Annotated in this window: 18 protein-coding genes and 2 tRNA genes; 10 read left to right on the forward strand and 10 right to left on the reverse strand. The window is 36.1% G+C overall.

Translation table 11 applies throughout. The features are described 5' to 3' along the window. Positions 1-10: 10 nt before the first annotated feature. Positions 11-568, reverse strand: coding sequence for a 30S ribosomal protein S16 (locus tag ACNQGH_RS07555; RefSeq protein WP_417955370.1), 558 nt, complete (start codon positions 566-568; stop codon positions 11-13). Between the two features lie 199 nt (positions 569-767). Here ACNQGH_RS07555 and ACNQGH_RS07560 point away from each other — a divergent pair, with 199 nt between their 5' ends. Continuing rightward, positions 768-1,250 carry a DUF6252 domain-containing protein gene (locus ACNQGH_RS07560; RefSeq protein WP_417955371.1) on the forward strand — a complete coding sequence of 161 codons (483 nt, stop codon included), beginning with the start codon at positions 768-770 and terminating at the stop codon, positions 1,248-1,250. 154 nt (positions 1,251-1,404) lie between these two features. After that, positions 1,405-1,767, forward strand: a complete 363-nt coding sequence (locus ACNQGH_RS07565) for an RNA recognition motif domain-containing protein (RefSeq protein ID WP_099713722.1) — start codon at positions 1,405-1,407, stop codon at positions 1,765-1,767. A 105-nt stretch (positions 1,768-1,872) separates the two neighbouring features. Here the strand turns inward: ACNQGH_RS07565 and leuB are convergent, their stop codons facing one another. From leuB to leuC, 6 genes are all read right to left on the reverse strand, one after another. Then, complete coding sequence (gene leuB / locus ACNQGH_RS07570) at positions 1,873-2,934, reverse strand: 3-isopropylmalate dehydrogenase (protein ID WP_417955372.1); 1,062 nt, start codon at positions 2,932-2,934, stop codon at positions 1,873-1,875. A 33-nt stretch (positions 2,935-2,967) separates the two neighbouring features. Beyond that, entirely contained in the window at positions 2,968-4,494 is a 1,527-nt protein-coding gene (locus ACNQGH_RS07575; RefSeq protein WP_417955373.1) for an alpha-isopropylmalate synthase regulatory domain-containing protein, read from the reverse strand. A gap of 132 nt (positions 4,495-4,626) precedes the next feature. Continuing rightward, positions 4,627-5,418, reverse strand: coding sequence for a methyltransferase domain-containing protein (locus ACNQGH_RS07580; RefSeq protein ID WP_417955374.1), 792 nt, complete (start codon positions 5,416-5,418; stop codon positions 4,627-4,629). 19 nt (positions 5,419-5,437) lie between these two features. Continuing rightward, the gene (locus tag ACNQGH_RS07585) at positions 5,438-5,743 is read right to left on the reverse strand and encodes an antibiotic biosynthesis monooxygenase family protein (RefSeq protein WP_417955375.1); all 306 of its coding nucleotides are present in this window, start codon (positions 5,741-5,743) and stop codon (positions 5,438-5,440) included. A 76-nt stretch (positions 5,744-5,819) separates the two neighbouring features. Beyond that, on the reverse strand, positions 5,820-6,416 hold the full coding sequence (gene leuD, locus ACNQGH_RS07590) for a 3-isopropylmalate dehydratase small subunit (RefSeq protein ID WP_143387890.1): 597 nt from the start codon (positions 6,414-6,416) through the stop codon (positions 5,820-5,822). Positions 6,417-6,523: 107 nt separating this feature from the next. Further along, on the reverse strand, positions 6,524-7,918 hold the full coding sequence (gene leuC / locus ACNQGH_RS07595; RefSeq protein ID WP_417955376.1) for a 3-isopropylmalate dehydratase large subunit: 1,395 nt from the start codon (positions 7,916-7,918) through the stop codon (positions 6,524-6,526). A gap of 666 nt (positions 7,919-8,584) precedes the next feature. On the opposite strand from leuC, the gene dnaE reads away from it, so the two are divergent. The 5 genes from dnaE to ACNQGH_RS07620 all read left to right on the forward strand — a co-directional run bounded on the left by dnaE (position 8,585) and on the right by ACNQGH_RS07620 (position 15,146). Continuing rightward, positions 8,585-13,120: a DNA polymerase III subunit alpha gene (dnaE, locus tag ACNQGH_RS07600; protein WP_417955377.1), complete on the forward strand. Its 4,536-nt coding sequence runs from the start codon at positions 8,585-8,587 to the stop codon at positions 13,118-13,120. Positions 13,121-13,345: 225 nt separating this feature from the next. Next, entirely contained in the window at positions 13,346-13,663 is a 318-nt protein-coding gene (trxA, locus tag ACNQGH_RS07605) for a thioredoxin (RefSeq protein ID WP_035668578.1), read from the forward strand. 138 nt (positions 13,664-13,801) lie between these two features. Continuing rightward, a complete protein-coding gene (locus ACNQGH_RS07610) occupies positions 13,802-14,740 on the forward strand; it encodes a DUF58 domain-containing protein (protein ID WP_417955378.1) in 939 nt (312 codons plus the stop codon). An 87-nt stretch (positions 14,741-14,827) separates the two neighbouring features. Further along, positions 14,828-14,901 (forward strand) — tRNA-Asp (locus tag ACNQGH_RS07615). A 171-nt stretch (positions 14,902-15,072) separates the two neighbouring features. Further along, a tRNA-Asp gene (locus tag ACNQGH_RS07620) sits at positions 15,073-15,146 on the forward strand. A 60-nt stretch (positions 15,147-15,206) separates the two neighbouring features. On the opposite strand, the gene ACNQGH_RS07625 is transcribed toward ACNQGH_RS07620, so the two are convergent. Further along, the gene (locus ACNQGH_RS07625; RefSeq protein WP_417955379.1) at positions 15,207-15,707 is read right to left on the reverse strand and encodes a DUF456 domain-containing protein; all 501 of its coding nucleotides are present in this window, start codon (positions 15,705-15,707) and stop codon (positions 15,207-15,209) included. A gap of 57 nt (positions 15,708-15,764) precedes the next feature. Here ACNQGH_RS07625 and ACNQGH_RS07630 point away from each other — a divergent pair, with 57 nt between their 5' ends. Both ACNQGH_RS07630 and ACNQGH_RS07635 read left to right on the forward strand, forming a co-directional pair. Continuing rightward, positions 15,765-16,148, forward strand: coding sequence for a hypothetical protein (locus tag ACNQGH_RS07630; RefSeq protein WP_417955380.1), 384 nt, complete (start codon positions 15,765-15,767; stop codon positions 16,146-16,148). 42 nt (positions 16,149-16,190) lie between these two features. Beyond that, positions 16,191-16,667, forward strand: coding sequence for a hypothetical protein (locus ACNQGH_RS07635; RefSeq protein ID WP_417955416.1), 477 nt, complete (start codon positions 16,191-16,193; stop codon positions 16,665-16,667). Between the two features lie 117 nt (positions 16,668-16,784). Here ACNQGH_RS07635 and ACNQGH_RS07640 read toward each other — a convergent pair whose 3' ends face one another. Beyond that, positions 16,785-17,882 carry a glycosyltransferase family 2 protein gene (locus ACNQGH_RS07640; protein WP_417955381.1) on the reverse strand — a complete coding sequence of 366 codons (1,098 nt, stop codon included), beginning with the start codon at positions 17,880-17,882 and terminating at the stop codon, positions 16,785-16,787. After that, a complete protein-coding gene (locus tag ACNQGH_RS07645; RefSeq protein ID WP_417955382.1) occupies positions 17,879-18,823 on the reverse strand; it encodes a hypothetical protein in 945 nt (314 codons plus the stop codon). Before ACNQGH_RS07645 ends, ACNQGH_RS07640 begins: the two co-directional genes overlap by 4 nt. 23 nt (positions 18,824-18,846) lie before the next feature. On the opposite strand from ACNQGH_RS07645, the gene ruvC reads away from it, so the two are divergent. After that, positions 18,847-19,401 carry a crossover junction endodeoxyribonuclease RuvC gene (gene ruvC / locus ACNQGH_RS07650; RefSeq protein WP_417955383.1) on the forward strand — a complete coding sequence of 185 codons (555 nt, stop codon included), beginning with the start codon at positions 18,847-18,849 and terminating at the stop codon, positions 19,399-19,401. Positions 19,402-19,415 lie beyond the last annotated feature (14 nt).

Below are 19,415 nucleotides of genomic sequence, written 5' to 3' on the forward strand. Positions count from 1 at the left end.
CCTTCTAAAATTATGCTTCAGTTGTTTCGTTATTTTCTTCTGCAGCAGGAGCTTCTTCAGCTTCAACTTCAGTAACTTCTTCAACAGCTGGAGTTGCAGCAGCGATAGCGTCAGCTTCTGCTTGAGCAGCTGCAGCTAAACGTTTAGCATTAACATCTTGTTCTGCTTTGAAAGCTTTAGCTTTAGCATCAGCTTGCGCTTTTGTTAAACCTTCTTTTTTAGCATCAACTTTTCCAGATTTTGCTTCTAACCAAGTAGCTAATTTTGCATCAGCTTGTTCTTGAGTTAAAGCTCCTTTACGGATACCACCGTCAAGGTGATGTTTCAATAAAGCTCCTTTGTAAGAAAGAATTGCTTTTGCAGTATCAGTTGGTTGAGCACCATTGTGCAACCATTTTACTGCGCTATCAAGGTTCAAGTCGATAGTTGCTGGGTTTGTGTTTGGATTGTAAGTACCGATTTTTTCTAAGTATTTACCATCTCTTTTTGAGCGAGCATCTGCTGCTACAACCCAGTAAAAAGGTTTTCCTTTTTTACCGTGTCTTTGTAATCTAATTTTTACTGACATAATCTTGTGATTAAATTTTGAGGTACTCGACCTCGATTAATTAAGGGTGCAAAGATACATTTTTTATTTATAATTGCTAATGGGAATAGTATTTTAATGAATGGTAATGTGTTAGGGTCTATTTGAGGTGTATTTTTAATGCTATTTTATTTTTTTTAGCTATAATATCATACTTTTGTTTGTTTAATAGATGCATTTTATGAAAAATTATTTTCTGTTTATTGTCGTAATTTTTTCTTTAGTTTCTTGTCAGGAGGATGTTAGCTTTAATAGTCCTTCTTTGCAGGGTGTGAAAGACAATGTGTTTTGGAGGGCAGTTCAATCTAAAGCAACGCTAGCTTCAGATGGATCTTTGCTAATTGAAGCATATACGAGAAATGAAACTTTATCTTTGAAAGTCACTTCTACAAATGCTCAAACCTATTTTTTAGGCACCAGCGAGTCAAAGAAAGTGACTTATGTTCTGACCGATGCAACAGGTGGTTTAATTACTTTTTCTACAGGATTTGGTATTGGAGACGGTCAAATTGTGATAACGGATTATGATGCTGTGAATAAAACGGTTACTGGTACTTTTAAATTTAATGCAGAAAATACGTACAATAATCCATTGGCAGGTCCTGTTGTGAATTTTCAACAAGGCATTTTTTATAAAGTCCCTGTGGGTTCACTTGTTCCATAAACTAAGGCAAGTTGTGTTCTTAATTGACTTCAATTAGGAGGTCTCTGATATTCTTTTTCTTTTTATATTTAAAATAAAAAACATAAATAAGCTAATCTATAGTAGATTAGAATAAAATAAGAGTACATTTGTTCTATTATTTAAAAAAGTACATATGAATATTTTTGTTGGAAGTCTTCCATTCAGTATTGAGGAAGCAGATTTAAGAGAGTCTTTCGAGGCTTACGGAGCAGTTGATTCAGTTAAAATTATTACTGATAAATTTACTGGAAGAAGTAAAGGATTTGGTTTTGTTGAGATGCCAAATGATGACGAAGCTCAAAAAGCAATTGATGAATTGAACGGTGCTACTGTTCAAGGACGTGCAATTGTAGTGAACAAATCTGAACCAAAACCAGAAGGGGAAAGAAGAAGTTTTAACAATAACAGTCGTGGTGGAGATTCACGCGGTGGTTATGGTGGTGGAAACAGCCGTGGTGGAGATAACCGTGGTGGTGGAAACAGAGGAGGATATTAATATTTTTTTCTACAATATAAAAAAAGGTGTCAATAAATTGACACCTTTTTTGTTTGGTATAAATGCTGTAGTGATGCAAGGCATTGCATCACTACAGCATTATTATTATAAATTAGCAACTAACCAGTCACCAACTTCACTCGTTTTATAAGCTTTAGCATCTTTAGCAGCTAAATCCTCTGTTACAATTCCTTGTTCCAATGATTTATTAACCACTGTTCTGATTGCTTCTGCTTCTTCTTTTAATCCAAAAGCATCTTCAAACATCATCGCTGCAGATAATACTGTTGCTAACGGATTGGCGATATTTAGACCTGTTGCCTGAGGATAAGAACCGTGAATTGGTTCGTACAATGAAGTGTGTTCTCCTACTGATGCAGACGGCATTAATCCCATTGAACCAGATATAACGGAAGCTTCATCGGTTAAAATATCTCCAAATAAGTTTTCTGTAATCAAAACATCATAAGAGTTAGGCCATTGAACCAAACGCATCGCTACGGCATCAACGAATTCATAACTTACAGTTACTTCAGGGTACTCTTTTTCCATAGCTTGTACTGTTTCTCTCCATAAACGGGAAGTTTCCAATACATTTGCTTTGTCAACACAACACAATTTCTTTGAACGGGTCATCGCTAGTTCAAAACCTTTTTTGGCTAAACGTTTTACTTCGCCTCTTGTGTAAGTGCAAGTGTCAAAAGCGGTTTCGCCATCGTCTTTTCTTCCTTTTTCACCAAAATAAATACCTCCGGTAAGTTCTCTTAAAAAGATCAAATCTGTTCCTTCAATACGTTCTCTTTTCAAAGGAGAATTGTCAATCAGAGATGGAAATGTAAATGTAGGGCGTACATTGGCAAACAAGCCTAATTTTTTACGCATCAACAATAAACCTTGTTCCGGTCTTACGGTAGCTTTAGGGTCGTTATCGTATTTTGGGTGTCCAATAGCTCCAAACAAAACAGCATCAGCTTTCATGCAAATTTCATGCGTTTCATCAGGATAAGGAACTCCAACGGCATCGATCGCACAAGCTCCTGTAAGAGCTGGAGTCCAATTGATTTCATGGTTAAATTTTTTTGCAATAGCATCAGAAACTTTTACAGCTTCATTAATTACTTCAGGTCCAATTCCGTCTCCGGCTAAAAGGGCTATGTTAAATTTCATTGGGTTTGTTTTATATTAATATCGTTTTTTATTTTATTGGGCAGTAACCAGATTCAGCATCTTTTGGGTAGCGATGATTGCAGCAACTGTTTGGTCGGAATCTAATCCTCTCGTTTTGAATTCCTTTCCATTATTAGTCCAGGTAATTATGGTTTCGCACAATGCATCAGAACTACTCCCTGGAGGAATTCGCACTGCGTAATCAATTAATTTTGGTAATTCCATTTTTTTGCTTTTATAAATTTTTGCTAAAGCGTTCATAAAAGCATCAAATTGTCCGTCGCCTTGTGCATTCTCTTCGATGATTTCACCGTCTATTTTTAAACAGAGCGTAGTTGAAGGGCGCATTCCTTTGGCATGAACCAATACATATGACTGGACCACAATTTTCTCTTCATAGGTCTGACTGTCTAAAACGTCAGAAATGATATAAGGTAAGTCTTCTTTGGTAACGGTCTCTTTTTTGTCCCCCAATTCAATGATACGTTGGGTAACTAATTTTAGATCTTCGGGATTTAATTTTAAACCTAATTCCTGAAGGTTTTTTTCAATATTGGCTTTGCCAGATGTTTTTCCTAATGCATATTTTCGTTTTCTTCCAAAACGTTCTGGAAGCAGATCATTAAAATATAAATTATTTTTGTTATCTCCATCTGCATGAATACCTGCTGTTTGGGTGAAGACATTATCTCCGACAATAGGTTTGTTAGCGGGAATCCTATATCCTGTAAAAGTTTCTACTAATTTACTCACAGAGTACAATGAAGATTCTTTCACTCCAATTTTTATCTCCGGTAAAAAGTCATTGATTACCGCAACGGTGCTTTCAAGTGGTGCATTTCCAGCACGTTCTCCCATTCCGTTTACCGTTACGTGAAGTCCCTGGATACCTGCTTTTACCGCGGCCATTACATTAGCAATGCTTAAATCGTAGTCATTGTGTGCATGAAAATCAAAATGGGTATTTGGGTATCTCGTTATAATTTTCGAAATGAATTCAAAAGTTTCAGAAGGGATTAAAACTCCTAAAGTGTCTGGTAATAAGACTCTTTTGATAGGCTGTTTCGTTAGAAAATCTAAATATTGAAACACATATTCAGGTGAATTGCGCATTCCGTTACTCCAGTCTTCTAAATACACATTGGTCTCAATATTGTTTTCTTGGGCCAATGCGATGGCTTGAGCAATCTCGGTAAAATGTTGTTCCGGTGTTTTCTTTAATTGATGGGTTAAATGGTTGAGGGATCCTTTGGTGAGTAAATTCTGGATTTTTGCTCCACTCTTTTTCATCCAATCTATTGAAAGTCCACCGTCAACGAATGTTAAAACTTCTATTCGGTTAGAATATCCTTTTTCATTAGCCCAGGTCATTATCCCTTTTACGCCTTGGAACTCGCCTTCACTTACGCGTGCAGAAGCAATTTCGATTCTATCAATATTTAATTCTTCCAGTAATAATTGTGCAATGGTTAATTTTTCTGCAGCAGAAAATGATACGCCTGATGTTTGTTCACCATCACGGAGCGTCGTATCCATTATTTCAATTTTTCTTTTTGTCATATCGATTAAAATAAGTTGTAACAGTTTAAAACTGTTGGTATTATTAAAAAAAACAAATTGCCAGTATTAATTCAGGTATTGGCACTGTTTTATTTTTACTATTTGTAAATGTCTGCATGGAAAGAAAAGTTGTTATACTTTTCCTCGTACTTCATTTAATTTCATTGTCATAGAAATTGCTAAAGTTTCAATCCAATTATCGTATTCTTCAATCGCTTTTAATCGCAATTCGTTATTTAAATAACCTTCCTCTACCATTTGTTTTGAACCGGCAACTTTTGACCAAATTCCTATTTTAGATTTATAATCAGGTATTTCTCGATTATAATGTTCATCTGAATTTATTATTTCAATAGCATTAAATCCTGCTTCTTTTAATAAATTAGGTAGATGTTCTGCAATTTCATTATTCATCCCGGCATCCTGTCTCCATTTCAAAAAGGTTTTGTAAAACCTTTGCATGCTTTCTGGTGGCAACGGATTCCAATTCAGATTGGTGTGATTGTAATCGAGAATTGAAATTTGACCATCAGGTTTTAACATTGATTTCATTTTAATCAAAGCCTCTTTTGGATTACTCAGCCATTGTAATGTTCTTGCGGAAACAATTAAATCATATTTCTCTTCTGAATTATATTCGAATAAATCAGCTGAAATTAGGTCTAAATTGACAACGGAGCTATACGTTTCTTGACCGATTAAAATAAAACTTTCGGTATTGTCAATTCCGGTAACTTTCCCTTTTTCTCCAACAATATTGGCTATATCTTTTGAGATAGAACCAGTTCCGCAACCAACATCCAAAACGTTCATGCCAGGCTTCAAAATTTGAGTAAGATGTCTGTAATCATTTGCCAGACTCCTAGTGTCAAGTATTTTTGTGGCTTGTTGTCCGTCTCTTTGAATGTGTTTGTTTATTGTCATAAATTGTATTACTTGGAAATTATTGCTTCTTATTTTCCAATATAGTCTCAAAATGCTCCACAATTGGAAAAGGGTCGTAATACTGATGAAGTAGTCTTTTCCATTCTAAATACTGCTCAGATTGTCTAAATCCGATAGTATGATCTTCGATTTTTTCCCAATCAACAAGCAAGATGTACTTAGTTTCCTGTTCGACACACTTTCTTAAACTATGTCCAACATATCCTTCTATCGCGCTTATATGTTGTCCTGCAATTTCGAAATCTTTCTCAAACAGTAATTCTTCTCCGTTTTTTACATATAGAATAGCAACTTCTAAAATCATATCTGATTTTTATTTATAGACCCGACAGGTTTTTTTTAAAATCTGTCGGGTCTCTTAACTAAATGGGATTTGATTTCTAGTAAGGAAGTTTATTGGCAAACCCAACGATTTCTTCTTTGATGTTTTGTAAATAATCAATATCGTCGAAACCATTGATCATATTATCTTTTTTGTATCCGGAGATGTCAAAAGATTCTTTTTGACCGGTTGCTTTTAGTGTTATGGTTTGTTCCGGAAGATTTATTTCTAATTCTGTTTTTGGATCAGCTTCGATAGCATTGAAAATAGTTTCAGCAAATTCTGGACTAACTTGTACTGGTAAAACACCAATGTTTAAGCAGTTTCCTTTAAAGATGTCTGCAAAGAAACTTGAAACAACGGCACGAAATCCATAATCGTAAACTGCCCAAGCTGCGTGCTCTCTTGAAGAACCGGAACCAAAGTTCTTTCCGCCTACTAATATTTTTCCACTATAAGTTGCATCATTCAATACGAAATCTGCTTTTGGAGTATTGTCTCCGTTGTATCTCCAGTCTCTGAAAAGGTTGTCTCCAAAAGCTTCACGTTTTGTAGCTTTTAAGAAACGCGCTGGGATAATTTGATCGGTATCCACATTTTCTATCGGTAGTGGTACTGCACTACTCGTAAGGATGTTAAATTTATCGTATGCCATTTTTTTTGCTTTATGCTGTAGTCAAAAGGCTTTATGCTTATCCTACAGTTGTTGTATTAGTATTATGTTTTTGGCTTAAAGCATATAGCTTAAAGCGTAAGGGCTTTCTAGAACAGATCTCTAGGGTCTGTTAGTTTTCCAGTAACTGCAGCGGCTGCAGCCATAATTGGACTTGCCAATAATGTTCTTGAACCTGGACCTTGACGGCCTTCAAAGTTTCTGTTAGAAGTACTTACGGCATATTTTCCAGCAGGTACTTTATCATCATTCATCGCTAAACAAGCTGAGCAACCTGGCTGACGCAATACAAAACCAGCTTCGGTAAGAATGTCCAAAAGACCTTCTTCTTTAATCTGAGCTTCTACTACGTGAGAACCCGGAACTAACCAAGCCGTAACATTATCTGCTTTTTTTCTTCCTTTTACAATTGCTGTAAAGGCTCTGAAATCTTCTATTCTACCATTGGTACAGCTTCCTAAGAAAACAAAATCAATTGGTTTGCCAATCATTACGTCGTTTTCTTCAAAACCCATATAAGCCAAAGATTTTTTATAAGTTTCCTCGCCACCTTCTACTTGGTTAGCATTTGGAATATTTTTAGAGATACCAATTCCCATTCCAGGATTCGTACCATAAGTAATCATTGGTTCAATATCTGAAGCATTGATGTTTAATTCTGCATCAAAAACAGCATCAGCATCAGTTTTTAACGTCTTCCAATACGCTACCGCTTTATCCCAAGCTTCACCTTTTGGAGCATATAATCTTCCTTCTAGGAAATCAAATGTTTTTTGGTCAGGGGCAATCATGCCACCGCGAGCACCCATTTCGATACTCAAGTTACAAACAGTCATACGTCCTTCCATGGACATGTTTTCAAAAACGTCTCCAGCATATTCTGCAAAATATCCTGTACCTCCAGAAGTGGTTAATTGAGAAATAATATAAAGTGCAACGTCTTTTGGACCAACACCTTTGCTTAATTCACCATTTACGTTGATGCGCATTTTCTTTGGTTTCGGCTGCATGATACATTGTGTAGCCATCACCATTTCTACTTCAGAAGTTCCGATACCAAAAGCAATAGCGCCAAAAGCACCATGTGTAGAAGTGTGTGAATCTCCACAAACAATAGTTGCGCCTGGTAAAGTAATTCCGTTTTCAGGACCTACCACGTGTACAATTCCATTTTTTTGATGACCTAATCCCCAGTGAGAAATACCATATTCTGCTGCGTTATCTTCCAGTGCTTTTAACTGATTGGCAGACAGTGCGTCCGCAACAGGCAAGTGTTGGTTTATTGTGGGTGTATTGTGATCGGCTGTTGCAAAAGTGCGTTCTGGGTATAAAACCGAAATCCCTCTTTCTTTTAAACCTAAAAAAGCTACAGGACTAGTAACTTCATGGATGAAATGACGGTCAATAAAAAACACATCTGGTCCATCTTCAATTTTACGCACAACATGCGAATCCCATACTTTGTCAAATAATGTAGTACTCATTTTAAATATTTTTTAAGTGTATTTCTTCTTTTACAACCAAATTATTCGCATAAAGTTGTAACAATGGGAACAAATTTAAAAAAAGAAATAAGATTGTCAATTTTAATATTCCATTATATACGATACCCAAACTGTTTTTACAACACCTTACCTCTTCTGTTACGGGTTTGTAGTTTGAATGTCTTCTTTTTATTTGGGTATTAAATTTCTTTTTAAAGCTATTTTTATTTTAAACAGATCCAATTTGATAATTTGCAAATTTATCGCTATTTTGGTGTAAATGAGGGTTTTTTGATTCAAAAAATATAACAAAACGGATTAAAATAGTAATAATTAACAAAATTGATCTCGAGTTTTATTTTTTTAATAATGGGTTTATTTGGCTTTTTAGGTTGCTAAAGAAGCATTTTTTTTGTGCTTTTGCTTCAGTTTGTTTTAATAAAATACTACGACATCCAAAAAATACACAACGAGTTTATTTCTCTTTTTAATAGGTCATTATGGAATGGTTTTGATCTAAAACACAGAATAATTCGTAGGGTGATTCTTAAACATAATTTTGATTTTTTTTTGTTGTGATTTAGGCATAATTCTACGTGAAAAAATCCTAAATTTGAAATTCATTTTTTGTGATTTTAAAGAATTGCAAACCATTCAATTCCAGATATGTACTTAATATTCGATACAGAAACTACAGGATTACCAAAGCGTTGGGGCGCTCCCATTTCAGATACGGATAACTGGCCGCGCTGTATTCAAATCGCCTGGCAGTTGCATGACGATATGGGAAAGCTCCTAGAGCATCAGGATTATTTGGTCAAGCCTGAAGGTTTTAATATTCCTTATGATGCCGAACGAATTCACGGTATTTCTACAGAATTGGCTGAAGCCGATGGGATTTCATTGGCGGAAGTTTTAGAAAAATTCAATATAGCTTTAGGTAAAGCCAAATTTATTGTTGGTCAGAATTTAGGTTTTGATATCAATATCATGGGTTGCGAATTTTACAGGATGGGGGTTGAAAGCCAAATGAGTTCCATGCCTATTCTGGATACGTGTACTGAAGTTACCGCTTCCTTGTTAAAATTGCCGGGTGGTCGAGGAGGGAAATTCAAATTGCCTACGTTAACGGAATTGCATAGTTATCTTTTTAATAGGCCGTTTGGAGAGGCACATAATGCAACTGCGGATGTGGAAGCGACTACAAGATGTTTCTTGGAATTAATCCGTCTCGATGTTTTTACTAAAGAAGAGCTCGATGTAGAAATTGGCTATTTTAAAGATTTTCAAAATAAGAATCCAAATGAGATTCAGCTTATTGGATTAAAGCATATCAATCTTAAGGAAGCTTCTGAAAAAATTCGTCAGCAATTTGGAGAAAAACAAGCGCCGGCAGTTTCAAAAGAAGAGCTTTCAGAGAATAAAAAAGTTCTTATTGATGCCGATTTTGTTCATTTGCATAATCATACCCAGTTTTCGGTGTTGCAATCTACTATCAGTATTGCGGCATTGGTAAAAGCAGCGGCACAACAAAAAATGCCTGCGGTTGCCATGACGGATCATGCCAATTTAATGGGGGCTTTTCATTTTGTTCGGGATATTCTGTACCATAATAAGGCCGCTGAAGCTAAGAATAAAGCGGCTGTCGCAAATGGTGAAGAACCGACCGAAGTTCCAATGAAGCCGATTGTAGGTTGCGAATTTTTTGTTTGTGAAGACCATAAAAATAAGTCGGTTAAAGACAATGGGTATCAAATAGTGCTTTTGGCAAAGACCAAAAAGGGGTATCATAATTTGGCTAAAATGTCTTCAATCGCTTATACCGAAGGTTTTTATTATGTACCAAGAATCGACAGGAAAGTAATTCAGGAATTCAAAGAAGATATTATTGTTTTGTCTGGAAATCTTTATGGTGAAATTCCAAATAAGATTTTGAATATTGGTGAAAACCAAGCCGAAGATGCATTGCTTTGGTGGAAAAACGAGTTCAAGGAAGATTTTTATATTGAGGTGATGCGTCACAATCAGGAAGATGAGAATCGGGTGAATGCATCTTTGATTGCACTGGCGAGAAAGCATGATGTAAAAATTATAGCGACTAATAACACCTTTTATATAAACAAAGAAAATTCAAATGCACATGATATTTTGCTTTGCGTGCGTGACGGTGAAAAACAAACTACGCCTATAGGTCGTGGTCGAGGTTATCGCTATGGATTGCCAAATCAGGAGTATTATTTCAAGTCAGGAGATGAAATGAAACAGCTCTTCAATAATCTTCCGGAAGCGATTTCTAATATTTCAGAGATTGTGGATAAAATTGAAATTTTCGATTTGGCACGGGAAGTTTTGTTGCCAAAATTTGAAATCCCTGTTGAATTTAATAATCCCGAAGATGCTGTTGATGGCGGAGTAAGAGGTGAAAATGCTTATTTGAGGCATTTGACTTTTGAAGGAGCCCGAAGACGGTATCCTGTAATCACCGAAGAAATTCAAGAACGACTGGATTTTGAATTATTGACCATATCGAATTCTGGTTATCCCGGATATTTCCTGATTGTACAGGATTTAATTGCTGAGGCGCGAAGTATGGGTGTTTCTGTTGGTCCTGGTCGGGGGTCTGCGGCAGGTTCGGTGGTAGCGTATTGTTTGAAGATTACCAACATTGACCCGTTAATGTACAACCTGCTTTTTGAGCGTTTCTTGAATCCGGATCGTGTGTCACTACCCGATATTGATATCGATTTTGATGATGAGGGACGCAGTAGTGTAATGGATTATGTGATTCGAAAATACGGTTCCAAACAAGTGGCACAAATTATTACGTATGGTAAAATGGCAACAAAATCGGCCATTCGAGATACGGCTCGTGTTTTGGATTTGCCTTTATTTGAAGCTGATAAAATTGCCAAGTTGATTCCGGGAATGATGCCTTCTAAGTGGAATTTAGCTCGTTTTTTGAGTGAAAAAGAAGATATAATTAAGAAAGCGGTTCGTCCAGAAGAATACGATAAAATAAAAGAATTAATAGGTCTTGCTAATGAAAGCGATTTAGGAGGGGAAACCATTCAGCAAGCCAAAGTTTTAGAAGGGAATCTAAGAAATACAGGGATTCACGCTTGTGGAGTAATTATTACGCCAAGCGATATTACGAATTTTGTTCCTGTGGCTACAGCCAAAGATTCCGATTTGTATGTGACCCAATTTGACAACTCGGTTGTAGAAAGTGCCGGTTTGTTGAAGATGGACTTCTTGGGTTTGAAAACCTTAACCTTGATAAAAGACACTGTTAAACTGGTAAAATACAGAACCGGAATTGATCTGAATCCCGATGAATTTCCAATTGACGATATAAAGACGTATGAGCTTTTTCAACGAGGAGAAACGGTAGGGATTTTTCAATATGAGAGTCCGGGAATGCAGAAATACATGAAGGAATTGAAGCCGACTGTTTTTCCCGATTTGATTGCGATGAATGCTTTGTATCGTCCAGGTCCAATTGCTTATATTCCGAGTTTTGTCAAGCGAAAAAATGGTGAGGAGGAAATTATTTATGACCTTGACGCTTGTGAAGAATTACTAAAAGATACCTACGGAATTACCGTTTACCAAGAACAAGTAATGCTTTTATCACAAAAACTGGCTGATTTCTCGAAAGGTGACGCCGATGTTTTGCGTAAAGCGATGGGAAAAAAACAAAAGGACGTTTTGGATAAAATGAAGCCTAAATTTATAAGCCAAGCTGCTGCCAAAGGTCATGCCGAAGATAAACTGGAGAAAATTTGGAAAGACTGGGAAGCTTTTGCGGAATATGCCTTTAATAAATCGCACTCAACTTGTTATGCCTGGATTGCGTACCAAACGGCCTATTTGAAAGCCAATTATCCGGCCGAATATATGGCTGCGGTTTTGTCGAATAATATGAGTGATATCAAGCAGGTTTCATTCTTTATGGAAGAATGCAAGCGTATGGGATTGCAAGTTTTAGGTCCTGATGTAAATGAGTCCTTCTATAAATTTACCGTAAATGATAATTATGCGGTCCGTTTCGGAATGGGAGCGATCAAAGGAGTGGGTTCCGGTGCTGTGGCAACGATTGTAGAGAAAAGAAAAGACGGAAGATACAAATCGATTTTTGATTTGACCAAGCGTATTGATTTGCGTGCAGCGAATAAAAAAGCATTGGAAAATTTGGCGTTGGCTGGAGGATTTGATTCGTTTTTAGGAACAACAAGGGCGCAATATTTTCATGATGATGGTGATGGAATTACCTTTTATGAAAAAGCGATTCGGTATGGCTCGAAGTTTCAGGAGAATGAAAATTCATCGCAAGTAAGTTTGTTTGGCGAGACCAGTGAAGTGCAAATTGAGGAGCCTATTGTGCCGCCTTGCGAGGATTGGAGTACGATGGAAAAACTTGCCAAAGAAAAAGAGGTTGTCGGGATCTATATCTCGGGACATCCGTTGGATGATTACAAATTTGAAATGAAATATTTTTGTAATGCGAGACTGGAAGCGTTGAAAAACATGGAGCTGCATGTCAGCAAAAATTTGACTTTTGGTGGAATTATCAATAACGTGCAGCACCGTGTGGCTAAAAATGGAAAAGGCTGGGGCATGTTTACATTGGAAGGTTATGATGAAAGTTATGAGTTCCGAATTTTTGGCGAAGAGTATTTAAAGTTCCGTCATTTCTTTATTCAAAATAATTTTACCTTTATGAAAGTGATGGTGAAAGAAGGTTGGACAGACCGGGATACAGGAAAAAAAGGAGAGCCAAGATTACAATTTGTGGAAGTAAAACAGTTGCAGGATGTGTTAGAGACCTTCGCTAAAAAATTAGTTTTGCTTCTGAATATTGCTGATTTGGAAACTGATTTTATTTATAGGTTAAGCCATCTTTTTCAAGAGAATAAAGGGGATAATACCGTGACTTTTGAAATCATGGAATTAGAAAAAATCAAACGCTTAGTAGAAAGTACACCCGTGGTTGTGGAGAATGAAGAGGAGGTTTTTGTGGAAGAAAATGATGATGTCGAAGCTTTAGAAATAGCGGCGCCGGAAATAAATGCAGCAACAGAAGTGGAAGAAATTAAGGTTGTAACCAAGTTGACGATGCCAAGCAGAAAATTGAAAATTAAAATTTCAAATGAATTGCTAATGGAATTAGAGAAGATGCAGATTAACTTTAAGTTGAATTAGAAAATGCGAGACCTGATAAGGGCGGTGTTTTTTCGCCACCTTATTTAAGCAATGAAAGATACGGCGTATAGCGGGAAATTGCTCCTTAAAAGCTTTGGAGGTAAAATCAAATAACAATTGACAATACACTTATAATCAAAACTAATTTATGAATAGCGTTTGATTAGTTTTTAATTTCTAAATTTGTACTCAGGTTTGAAACCTTAAACATTTAAAAAAAAATATATGGCATTAGCAATAACAGACGCTACTTTTGACGAAGTAGTTTTGAAATCAGACAAACCGGTAATGGTGGATTTTTGGGCAGCATGGTGTGGGCCTTGTAGAATGGTTGGACCAATCATTGACGAAATCAGCGAAGAATACGCTGGAAAAGTAGTCGTAGGAAAAGTAGATGTTGATGCTAACCAGGAATTTGCAGCAAAATACGGAGTGAGAAATATTCCAACTGTGTTGGTTTTTCATAACGGGGAAGTAGTAGGGAAACAAGTAGGAGTTGCTCCGAAACAGACTTACGCAGATAGTTTAGACGCTTTGTTGTAATCGGTAGATTATGATTTACATAGAATCTGTAAAGGATTCAGAGGAAAGGTTTGGCGAAAGTCAAGCCTTTTTTTTATGGTGTTAAAATTGTATTTTCAAATCTCCTAAATTTCCAAATTTTCAAATTATCTTTGAGATATGAAGATCGAATCGCAAATAGAAAAAATTTCCAGTTTTCAGCATCTTGAATTGCTGGCCAATCAGGTTGTAGAAGGTTTTATTTCGGGAATGCATAAAAGTCCATTTCATGGATTTTCCGCTGAATTTGCGGAGCATAAAGTCTATAATGTTGGTGAAAGCACAAAACATATCGATTGGAAATTATTTGCCAAAACGGATCGTTTGTATACAAAAAGATTTGAGGAAGAGACTAATTTACGTTGCCACATCATCATCGATAATTCCTCTTCGATGCATTATCCTAAATTAAAAGACAGTCAGCAATTCTATGAAAATAAAATTGGCTTCTCCGTTTTGGCTTCGGCGGTTTTAATGAATCTTTTAAAGAAGCAACGCGATGCTGTGGGGCTAAGTGTGTTTTCGGACCAGTATGAGTACTACGCGCCTGAAAAAGGCAGTGATCGTCATCACAGAATGATTTTAAGTGCACTTGAAGGGCTGCTGGAAAAACCTGCCATGAAAAAGAGCACAGACACAATTACATTCCTGCATCAAATAGCAGAGAAAATCCACCGCCGTTCGATGATTATCCTATTTACGGATATGTTTCAGTCCGGTCCTGAAGCGTCGGGAGAAGAAGCGTTGTTTAGTGCCCTGCAACATTTGAAACACAACAAGCATAAGGTGGTTTTGTTTCATGTTGTTGATAACAAAACGGAATTGAATTTTGACTTTGATAACGCGCCAAGGAAGTTTATTGATGTGGAATCAGGTGAAGAAGTAGCGGTTTTTGCAGATAATGTGAGGCAGGAATACGAAAAACAGGTAGAAAGTTACTTCAGGAAGCTGGCGTTAACCTGCGCGCAAAATCGAATAAAGTACATTCCGGTAGGAGTAGGCGAAAGTTTCGAAAAAATTTTAATGACATACTTAGTTGAAAAACAAAACTTTGGGTGATACAGCAAATTTTTATCAAATATTTTTTCAAAAAACGCTTGCGTAAACGGAAATCTATTGTATCTTTGCCACCGCAATAAAGCAGCAGGTTTGGTAGTTCAGTTGGTTAGAATACATGCCTGTCACGCATGGGGTCGCGGGTTCGAGTCCCGTCCAGACCGCTAATATTGGGAAAAGCCTTTCGTAACTGAAAGGCTTTTTTGCCCCAATAAGGTATCTAAAGCTAGTTGTGTTGTTTGCTACGAATTTGTAACTCGTAGCGGGTTTAGTAGTTAGACCAATGAAAAGCTTTCCACTTTTGTGGATAGCTTTTTTGATTTAAAAAGAAAGCAGGTTTGGTAGTTCAGTTGGTTAGAATACATGCCTGTCACGCATGGGGTCGCGGGTTCGAGTCCCGTCCAGACCGCTAGATTTAAGAAAGCCTTTCGTAACGGAAAGGCTTTTTTGATTTAAGGATATTTATAAATTAAAATAAGTCTGATTTATACTGCCAGACAATCGTTAGGAACAATCCTAAATACATCACGCAAACTACAAATTTCATAAAACTGGAAGCCAGTAGTCCGACAAATGATCCGCCGGCTGCTTTCAAAGCCCTTTTATGATCTTTAGAATCGAAAATAAGTTCTCCAATTAAAGCGCCGACAAAAGGTCCTATTAGAAAGCCAAAAGGAATGGGAACTATAATTCCAACAACCAAACCAATATTCGTTCCCCAAATACCATACGGACTGCCGCCGAATTTTTTGGTTCCTCTGGAAGGAATGACATAATCCAAAACAGATATAATGAGGGTAATTAGTAAAGTAATTCCCAAAACCCAATAATTAGCCGGGACGGCATTAGTAAAATAGAGGCACAGTAAGCCAATCCAGCTGATACTTGGTCCAGGTAAAACTGGTAAAAAACTTCCAAAAACACCTGTAATCATGCACGAAAAGCCAAGAATTAAAAGTAATATATCCATAGAATTATTTTAGTAATTTTGAAAAGTCAAGATATAACGTCTGTTTTATAAACGAATATGAGAAAAATAATTTTAGTATTTTTCATTATGCTATTTTTCATGATTTCTCATGGGGCATTACAAGCCCAAGAGAAAGCGGTGGACAATAGTGATACCCTTTTGAAAGAAGCTATATATAAAGCTAACAAAGTAAAAGTATCAAATTTTTCTTTGAAACAGTTTGACGCACTTTTTTTTGAATTTTTCGATAAAAAAGCCAATTCCAATTTAGTATTGACAAAGGAAGAATTCTATAAATATACAATTCAGATTGCTATTTTTTCTGATCGATTGGCTGCGTTATATCCTGATCAAAAAGAAATTGCAGCCGAAAACAAAAAGAAATGGTTTGCTGAAACCTATGAAGATTATTTGCTTTCTAAGGTAACTCAAAAAAAATAATTGTATTTTTATAAAATATTAGTTCAATTGAAAAACAAAATCTTGAAGCACTATTACCTTTTTTTAGTAATTATTCTTTTTAATTCCTGTCAATATTTCGAAAAGCAAGTGCCTTCGGAAAGGGAATTGTTACAAAGAGAACTGAAGTCCATCAATTGGAAAGAAGTCGATGAATTTCCGTCGGTTGTAGATTGTGAAAAAATTGAGAATAAAACACAACGCCAGCAATGTTTTTTTGAAGTTTTAACGCAGTTGATTCAGGAAAAATTGAGCGTTGATACGCTTTCTGTTCTCTATCCGGAATTGGATACGATTGAAGTAAAAGTTACTGTTTTTCCGAACGCCACCATGCAATTTGAACCTCAATTTCCAAAAGATTCCGTGGCTTACGACAGAATAAAAATTGACAGTATTCTAAAAGCGCGTCTGGTTGATTTTCCAAAAGTGAATCCCGCCATCAAACGTGGAATTCCTGTAAAAACACAATTTATTCTTCCTGTAATTCTAAAAGTAGAGTAGCTTAAAAGGATTTTTGGTTAAAGATCCAGAAAACTTTTAGTTGCCAAGAATAATGATTCTCTGAAAACCGATTGACTATTGCCTCGTGCGAAATAGCTGAAATCAAAAATCTATAGTCTAAAACCTTCTCCCTTTCCATTCATATTTTCCAAACAAAGAATACAAAGCCACGCTAATGCTAAAAGAAGGATATATCAAACTGCTCAAAATTAAATAACGTATTTTACTTTTATTCAAAAACCGATTTGACTGGTAGATCAAAACTGCATCGACTGCAAATTTAAATACGAATAACAAAAAGATATTTTGAAATAAAACCATTCCGAATACCCAAAAACTGACACCTAAAACCAAGCATAAATTCCCCATAAAAACCAATAATCCCAATCCTTTTCCAAATAGACTTTGATACGAACTTGTTTTTGAGGCCCAGCGTACTCTTTGATAGAATAACGATCTCCAGTCATTCAATGGTTTTGTGATGACAATATTGCTGTCAGATTTCAAATACTGAACTTTTTCAGGAAATTGGGCAATCGCTTTTTGCAACAGGAAAACATCGTCGCCACTTGCAATTCCATCATTTCCGCTAAAACCATTCAGTTCCTGAAAAAACGATTTGGTATAAGCAAAATTAGCGCCATTACACATGAATCCTTTCTTAATACCAAAACTACCAATCGTTGCGCCCTGTAAACTTGCTAAATCCAATTGTTGGAAATGGTGCAGAAACGAATCATCACAATTATATGTTACCGATCCTGCAATCATCGAAAGATTATGCAGCTGAATGTAATTATCCAATGTTAATAACCAGTTTTTATTAACTGAGCAATCAGCATCAGTGGTGATAATCCAGTCGGTAGTAACGATTTGCATTGCGGTCACAATTGCATCTTTTTTTGGGGAATTGGAAACTCGAATATTCTTTATAATTGAAACCTGAAACCTGAGATCTGAGATCTGAAATCTTTCTTCAGATTCATCGTCCACCAAAATCACTTCAAATAATTCGATCGGGTAATTCAACTTAGACAAGCTGTCCAATAAAATAGGCAGATTTTCGGCTTCATTACGAAAGGGGATTATAATTGAGAATTTTGTTTTTGGCTCTAAACCCGTATAATCAATAGTATTTACTTTGCTGAAACCATAAATCAGAACGCAAATCGCCAGGCAATAGCCAATTATAATTAGGTATAAAACAAAAATCATATGGGATTCTTAGTTTTAAAATTCAATACATAATAACTGCCAATTATTACCGGTAAAACCACATTCAGGAACCACATGAGCGTGGTCACAAAAATCACTATCCATTCGTTTACATCAAGAATTCCAAAGAAGTAGACAGCAACACTTCCTTTTACGGCAAAATCCAAAAACTGAAAAGTAGGCAAGGAGGAAGCTAAAAAATAAACACTTGTAATTGTGGCAATAACTGTTAAATAAGGTATGTCCACATCAAAAGCGATAAATAAAAAATAATATTGATGTGAAAAAACAAGGAAACGACAAATTGCTAAAAAAATGTTTTTTTGATGAATGGGTTTCGGGATTTCGTTAATCTTATGAATGAGTCTTTCAATGGAATAACCTTTAATGGTGAATTTTTTTAGAAGAAAAGAAATAAGAAACAAGAGTATTAGCAGTCCAAAAAGTAGTGCAACGGTTTTTGTGGTGATCACATTGTATTGTGCGTTAAAATACAATAAGCCGAAAATGCCAAAAATAATGGTCAAAATCATTTGTATTCCGTTACAAATCAGGTTTAAAAAGAGGATATTTTTAGTGTCTTTTTTCTCAAAAAACAACGCTTTTCCTGCGTATTCACCAACGCCATTTGGTGTAAACAGCCCAGCAGTCAACGCCCCAAGAACTTGTTTGGTTGCTTCGCCTAAAGATATTTTGTGGATAAATCCAACCAAATTCTGCCATTTTAAAATTTCAAAAAACCGATTCAAAATACTCAATAATAAAATAAAGGCAATTCCGCCAAGCGACCAGTTTTTCTTAAATAAAATGATAAACTTCTGCCAATCCAGTTTGTCATTATGAGCCAATTGATTGTAAATAAAATAGAATGCGCTACCCACAATCAAAACTTTGATTATAAGAACGAGGAATTGCTTAGCTTTGTGAGGAATTGTAATCATTATTGCAAAATAACAAATTAAAATTGGCAAACGAGCGCATCATATTGGGAATTGACCCGGGGACTACGATTATGGGATTTGGATTGATAAAAATTATCAATAAAAAAATGGAATTCTTGCAATTGAATGAATTGCAATTGTCTAAATATGATAACCATTATCAAAAACTGAAAATCATTTTCGAACGTACTATCGAGTTAATCGACACTCATAATCCAGATGAAATTGCGATTGAGGCACCTTTCTTTGGTAAAAACGTACAATCGATGTTGAAGTTGGGACGCGCACAAGGAGTGGCCATGGCAGCAGGACTTTCAAGAGATATTCCTATTACCGAATACGAGCCCAAGAAAATAAAAATGGCAATTACCGGAAACGGAAATGCCAGCAAAGAGCAAGTTGCTAAAATGCTTCAACAGTTATTAGGATTGAAAGAATTGCCTAAAAACCTCGATAGCACCGATGGATTAGCAGCAGCGGTTTGTCATTTTTTCAATTCCGGAAAAGTGGTTGGAACTAAAAGCTACACGGGTTGGGATGCTTTTGTGAAACAAAACGAAGAACGAGTTAAAAAATAGTGTTCGCTGTTCGG

The sequence above is a fragment of the Flavobacterium kochi genome (assembly GCF_048286715.1).
GTDB lineage: Bacteria > Bacteroidota > Bacteroidia > Flavobacteriales > Flavobacteriaceae > Flavobacterium.

What these genes read in the sequence shown, in the direction of transcription:
- ACNQGH_RS07555 (WP_417955370.1), bottom strand. Translation starts at nt 568, where the DNA reads ATGTCAGTAAAAATTAGATTACAAAGACACGGTAAAAAAGGAAAACCT.
- ACNQGH_RS07560 (WP_417955371.1), top strand. Translation starts at nt 768, where the DNA reads ATGAAAAATTATTTTCTGTTTATTGTCGTAATTTTTTCTTTAGTTTCT.
- ACNQGH_RS07565 (WP_099713722.1), top strand. Translation starts at nt 1,405, where the DNA reads ATGAATATTTTTGTTGGAAGTCTTCCATTCAGTATTGAGGAAGCAGAT.
- leuB (WP_417955372.1), bottom strand. Translation starts at nt 2,934, where the DNA reads ATGAAATTTAACATAGCCCTTTTAGCCGGAGACGGAATTGGACCTGAA.
- ACNQGH_RS07575 (WP_417955373.1), bottom strand. Translation starts at nt 4,494, where the DNA reads ATGACAAAAAGAAAAATTGAAATAATGGATACGACGCTCCGTGATGGT.
- ACNQGH_RS07580 (WP_417955374.1), bottom strand. Translation starts at nt 5,418, where the DNA reads ATGACAATAAACAAACACATTCAAAGAGACGGACAACAAGCCACAAAA.
- ACNQGH_RS07585 (WP_417955375.1), bottom strand. Translation starts at nt 5,743, where the DNA reads ATGATTTTAGAAGTTGCTATTCTATATGTAAAAAACGGAGAAGAATTA.
- leuD (WP_143387890.1), bottom strand. Translation starts at nt 6,416, where the DNA reads ATGGCATACGATAAATTTAACATCCTTACGAGTAGTGCAGTACCACTA.
- leuC (WP_417955376.1), bottom strand. Translation starts at nt 7,918, where the DNA reads ATGAGTACTACATTATTTGACAAAGTATGGGATTCGCATGTTGTGCGT.
- dnaE (WP_417955377.1), top strand. Translation starts at nt 8,585, where the DNA reads ATGTACTTAATATTCGATACAGAAACTACAGGATTACCAAAGCGTTGG.
- trxA (WP_035668578.1), top strand. Translation starts at nt 13,346, where the DNA reads ATGGCATTAGCAATAACAGACGCTACTTTTGACGAAGTAGTTTTGAAA.
- ACNQGH_RS07610 (WP_417955378.1), top strand. Translation starts at nt 13,802, where the DNA reads ATGAAGATCGAATCGCAAATAGAAAAAATTTCCAGTTTTCAGCATCTT.
- ACNQGH_RS07625 (WP_417955379.1), bottom strand. Translation starts at nt 15,707, where the DNA reads ATGGATATATTACTTTTAATTCTTGGCTTTTCGTGCATGATTACAGGT.
- ACNQGH_RS07630 (WP_417955380.1), top strand. Translation starts at nt 15,765, where the DNA reads ATGAGAAAAATAATTTTAGTATTTTTCATTATGCTATTTTTCATGATT.
- ACNQGH_RS07640 (WP_417955381.1), bottom strand. Translation starts at nt 17,882, where the DNA reads ATGATTTTTGTTTTATACCTAATTATAATTGGCTATTGCCTGGCGATT.
- ACNQGH_RS07645 (WP_417955382.1), bottom strand. Translation starts at nt 18,823, where the DNA reads ATGATTACAATTCCTCACAAAGCTAAGCAATTCCTCGTTCTTATAATC.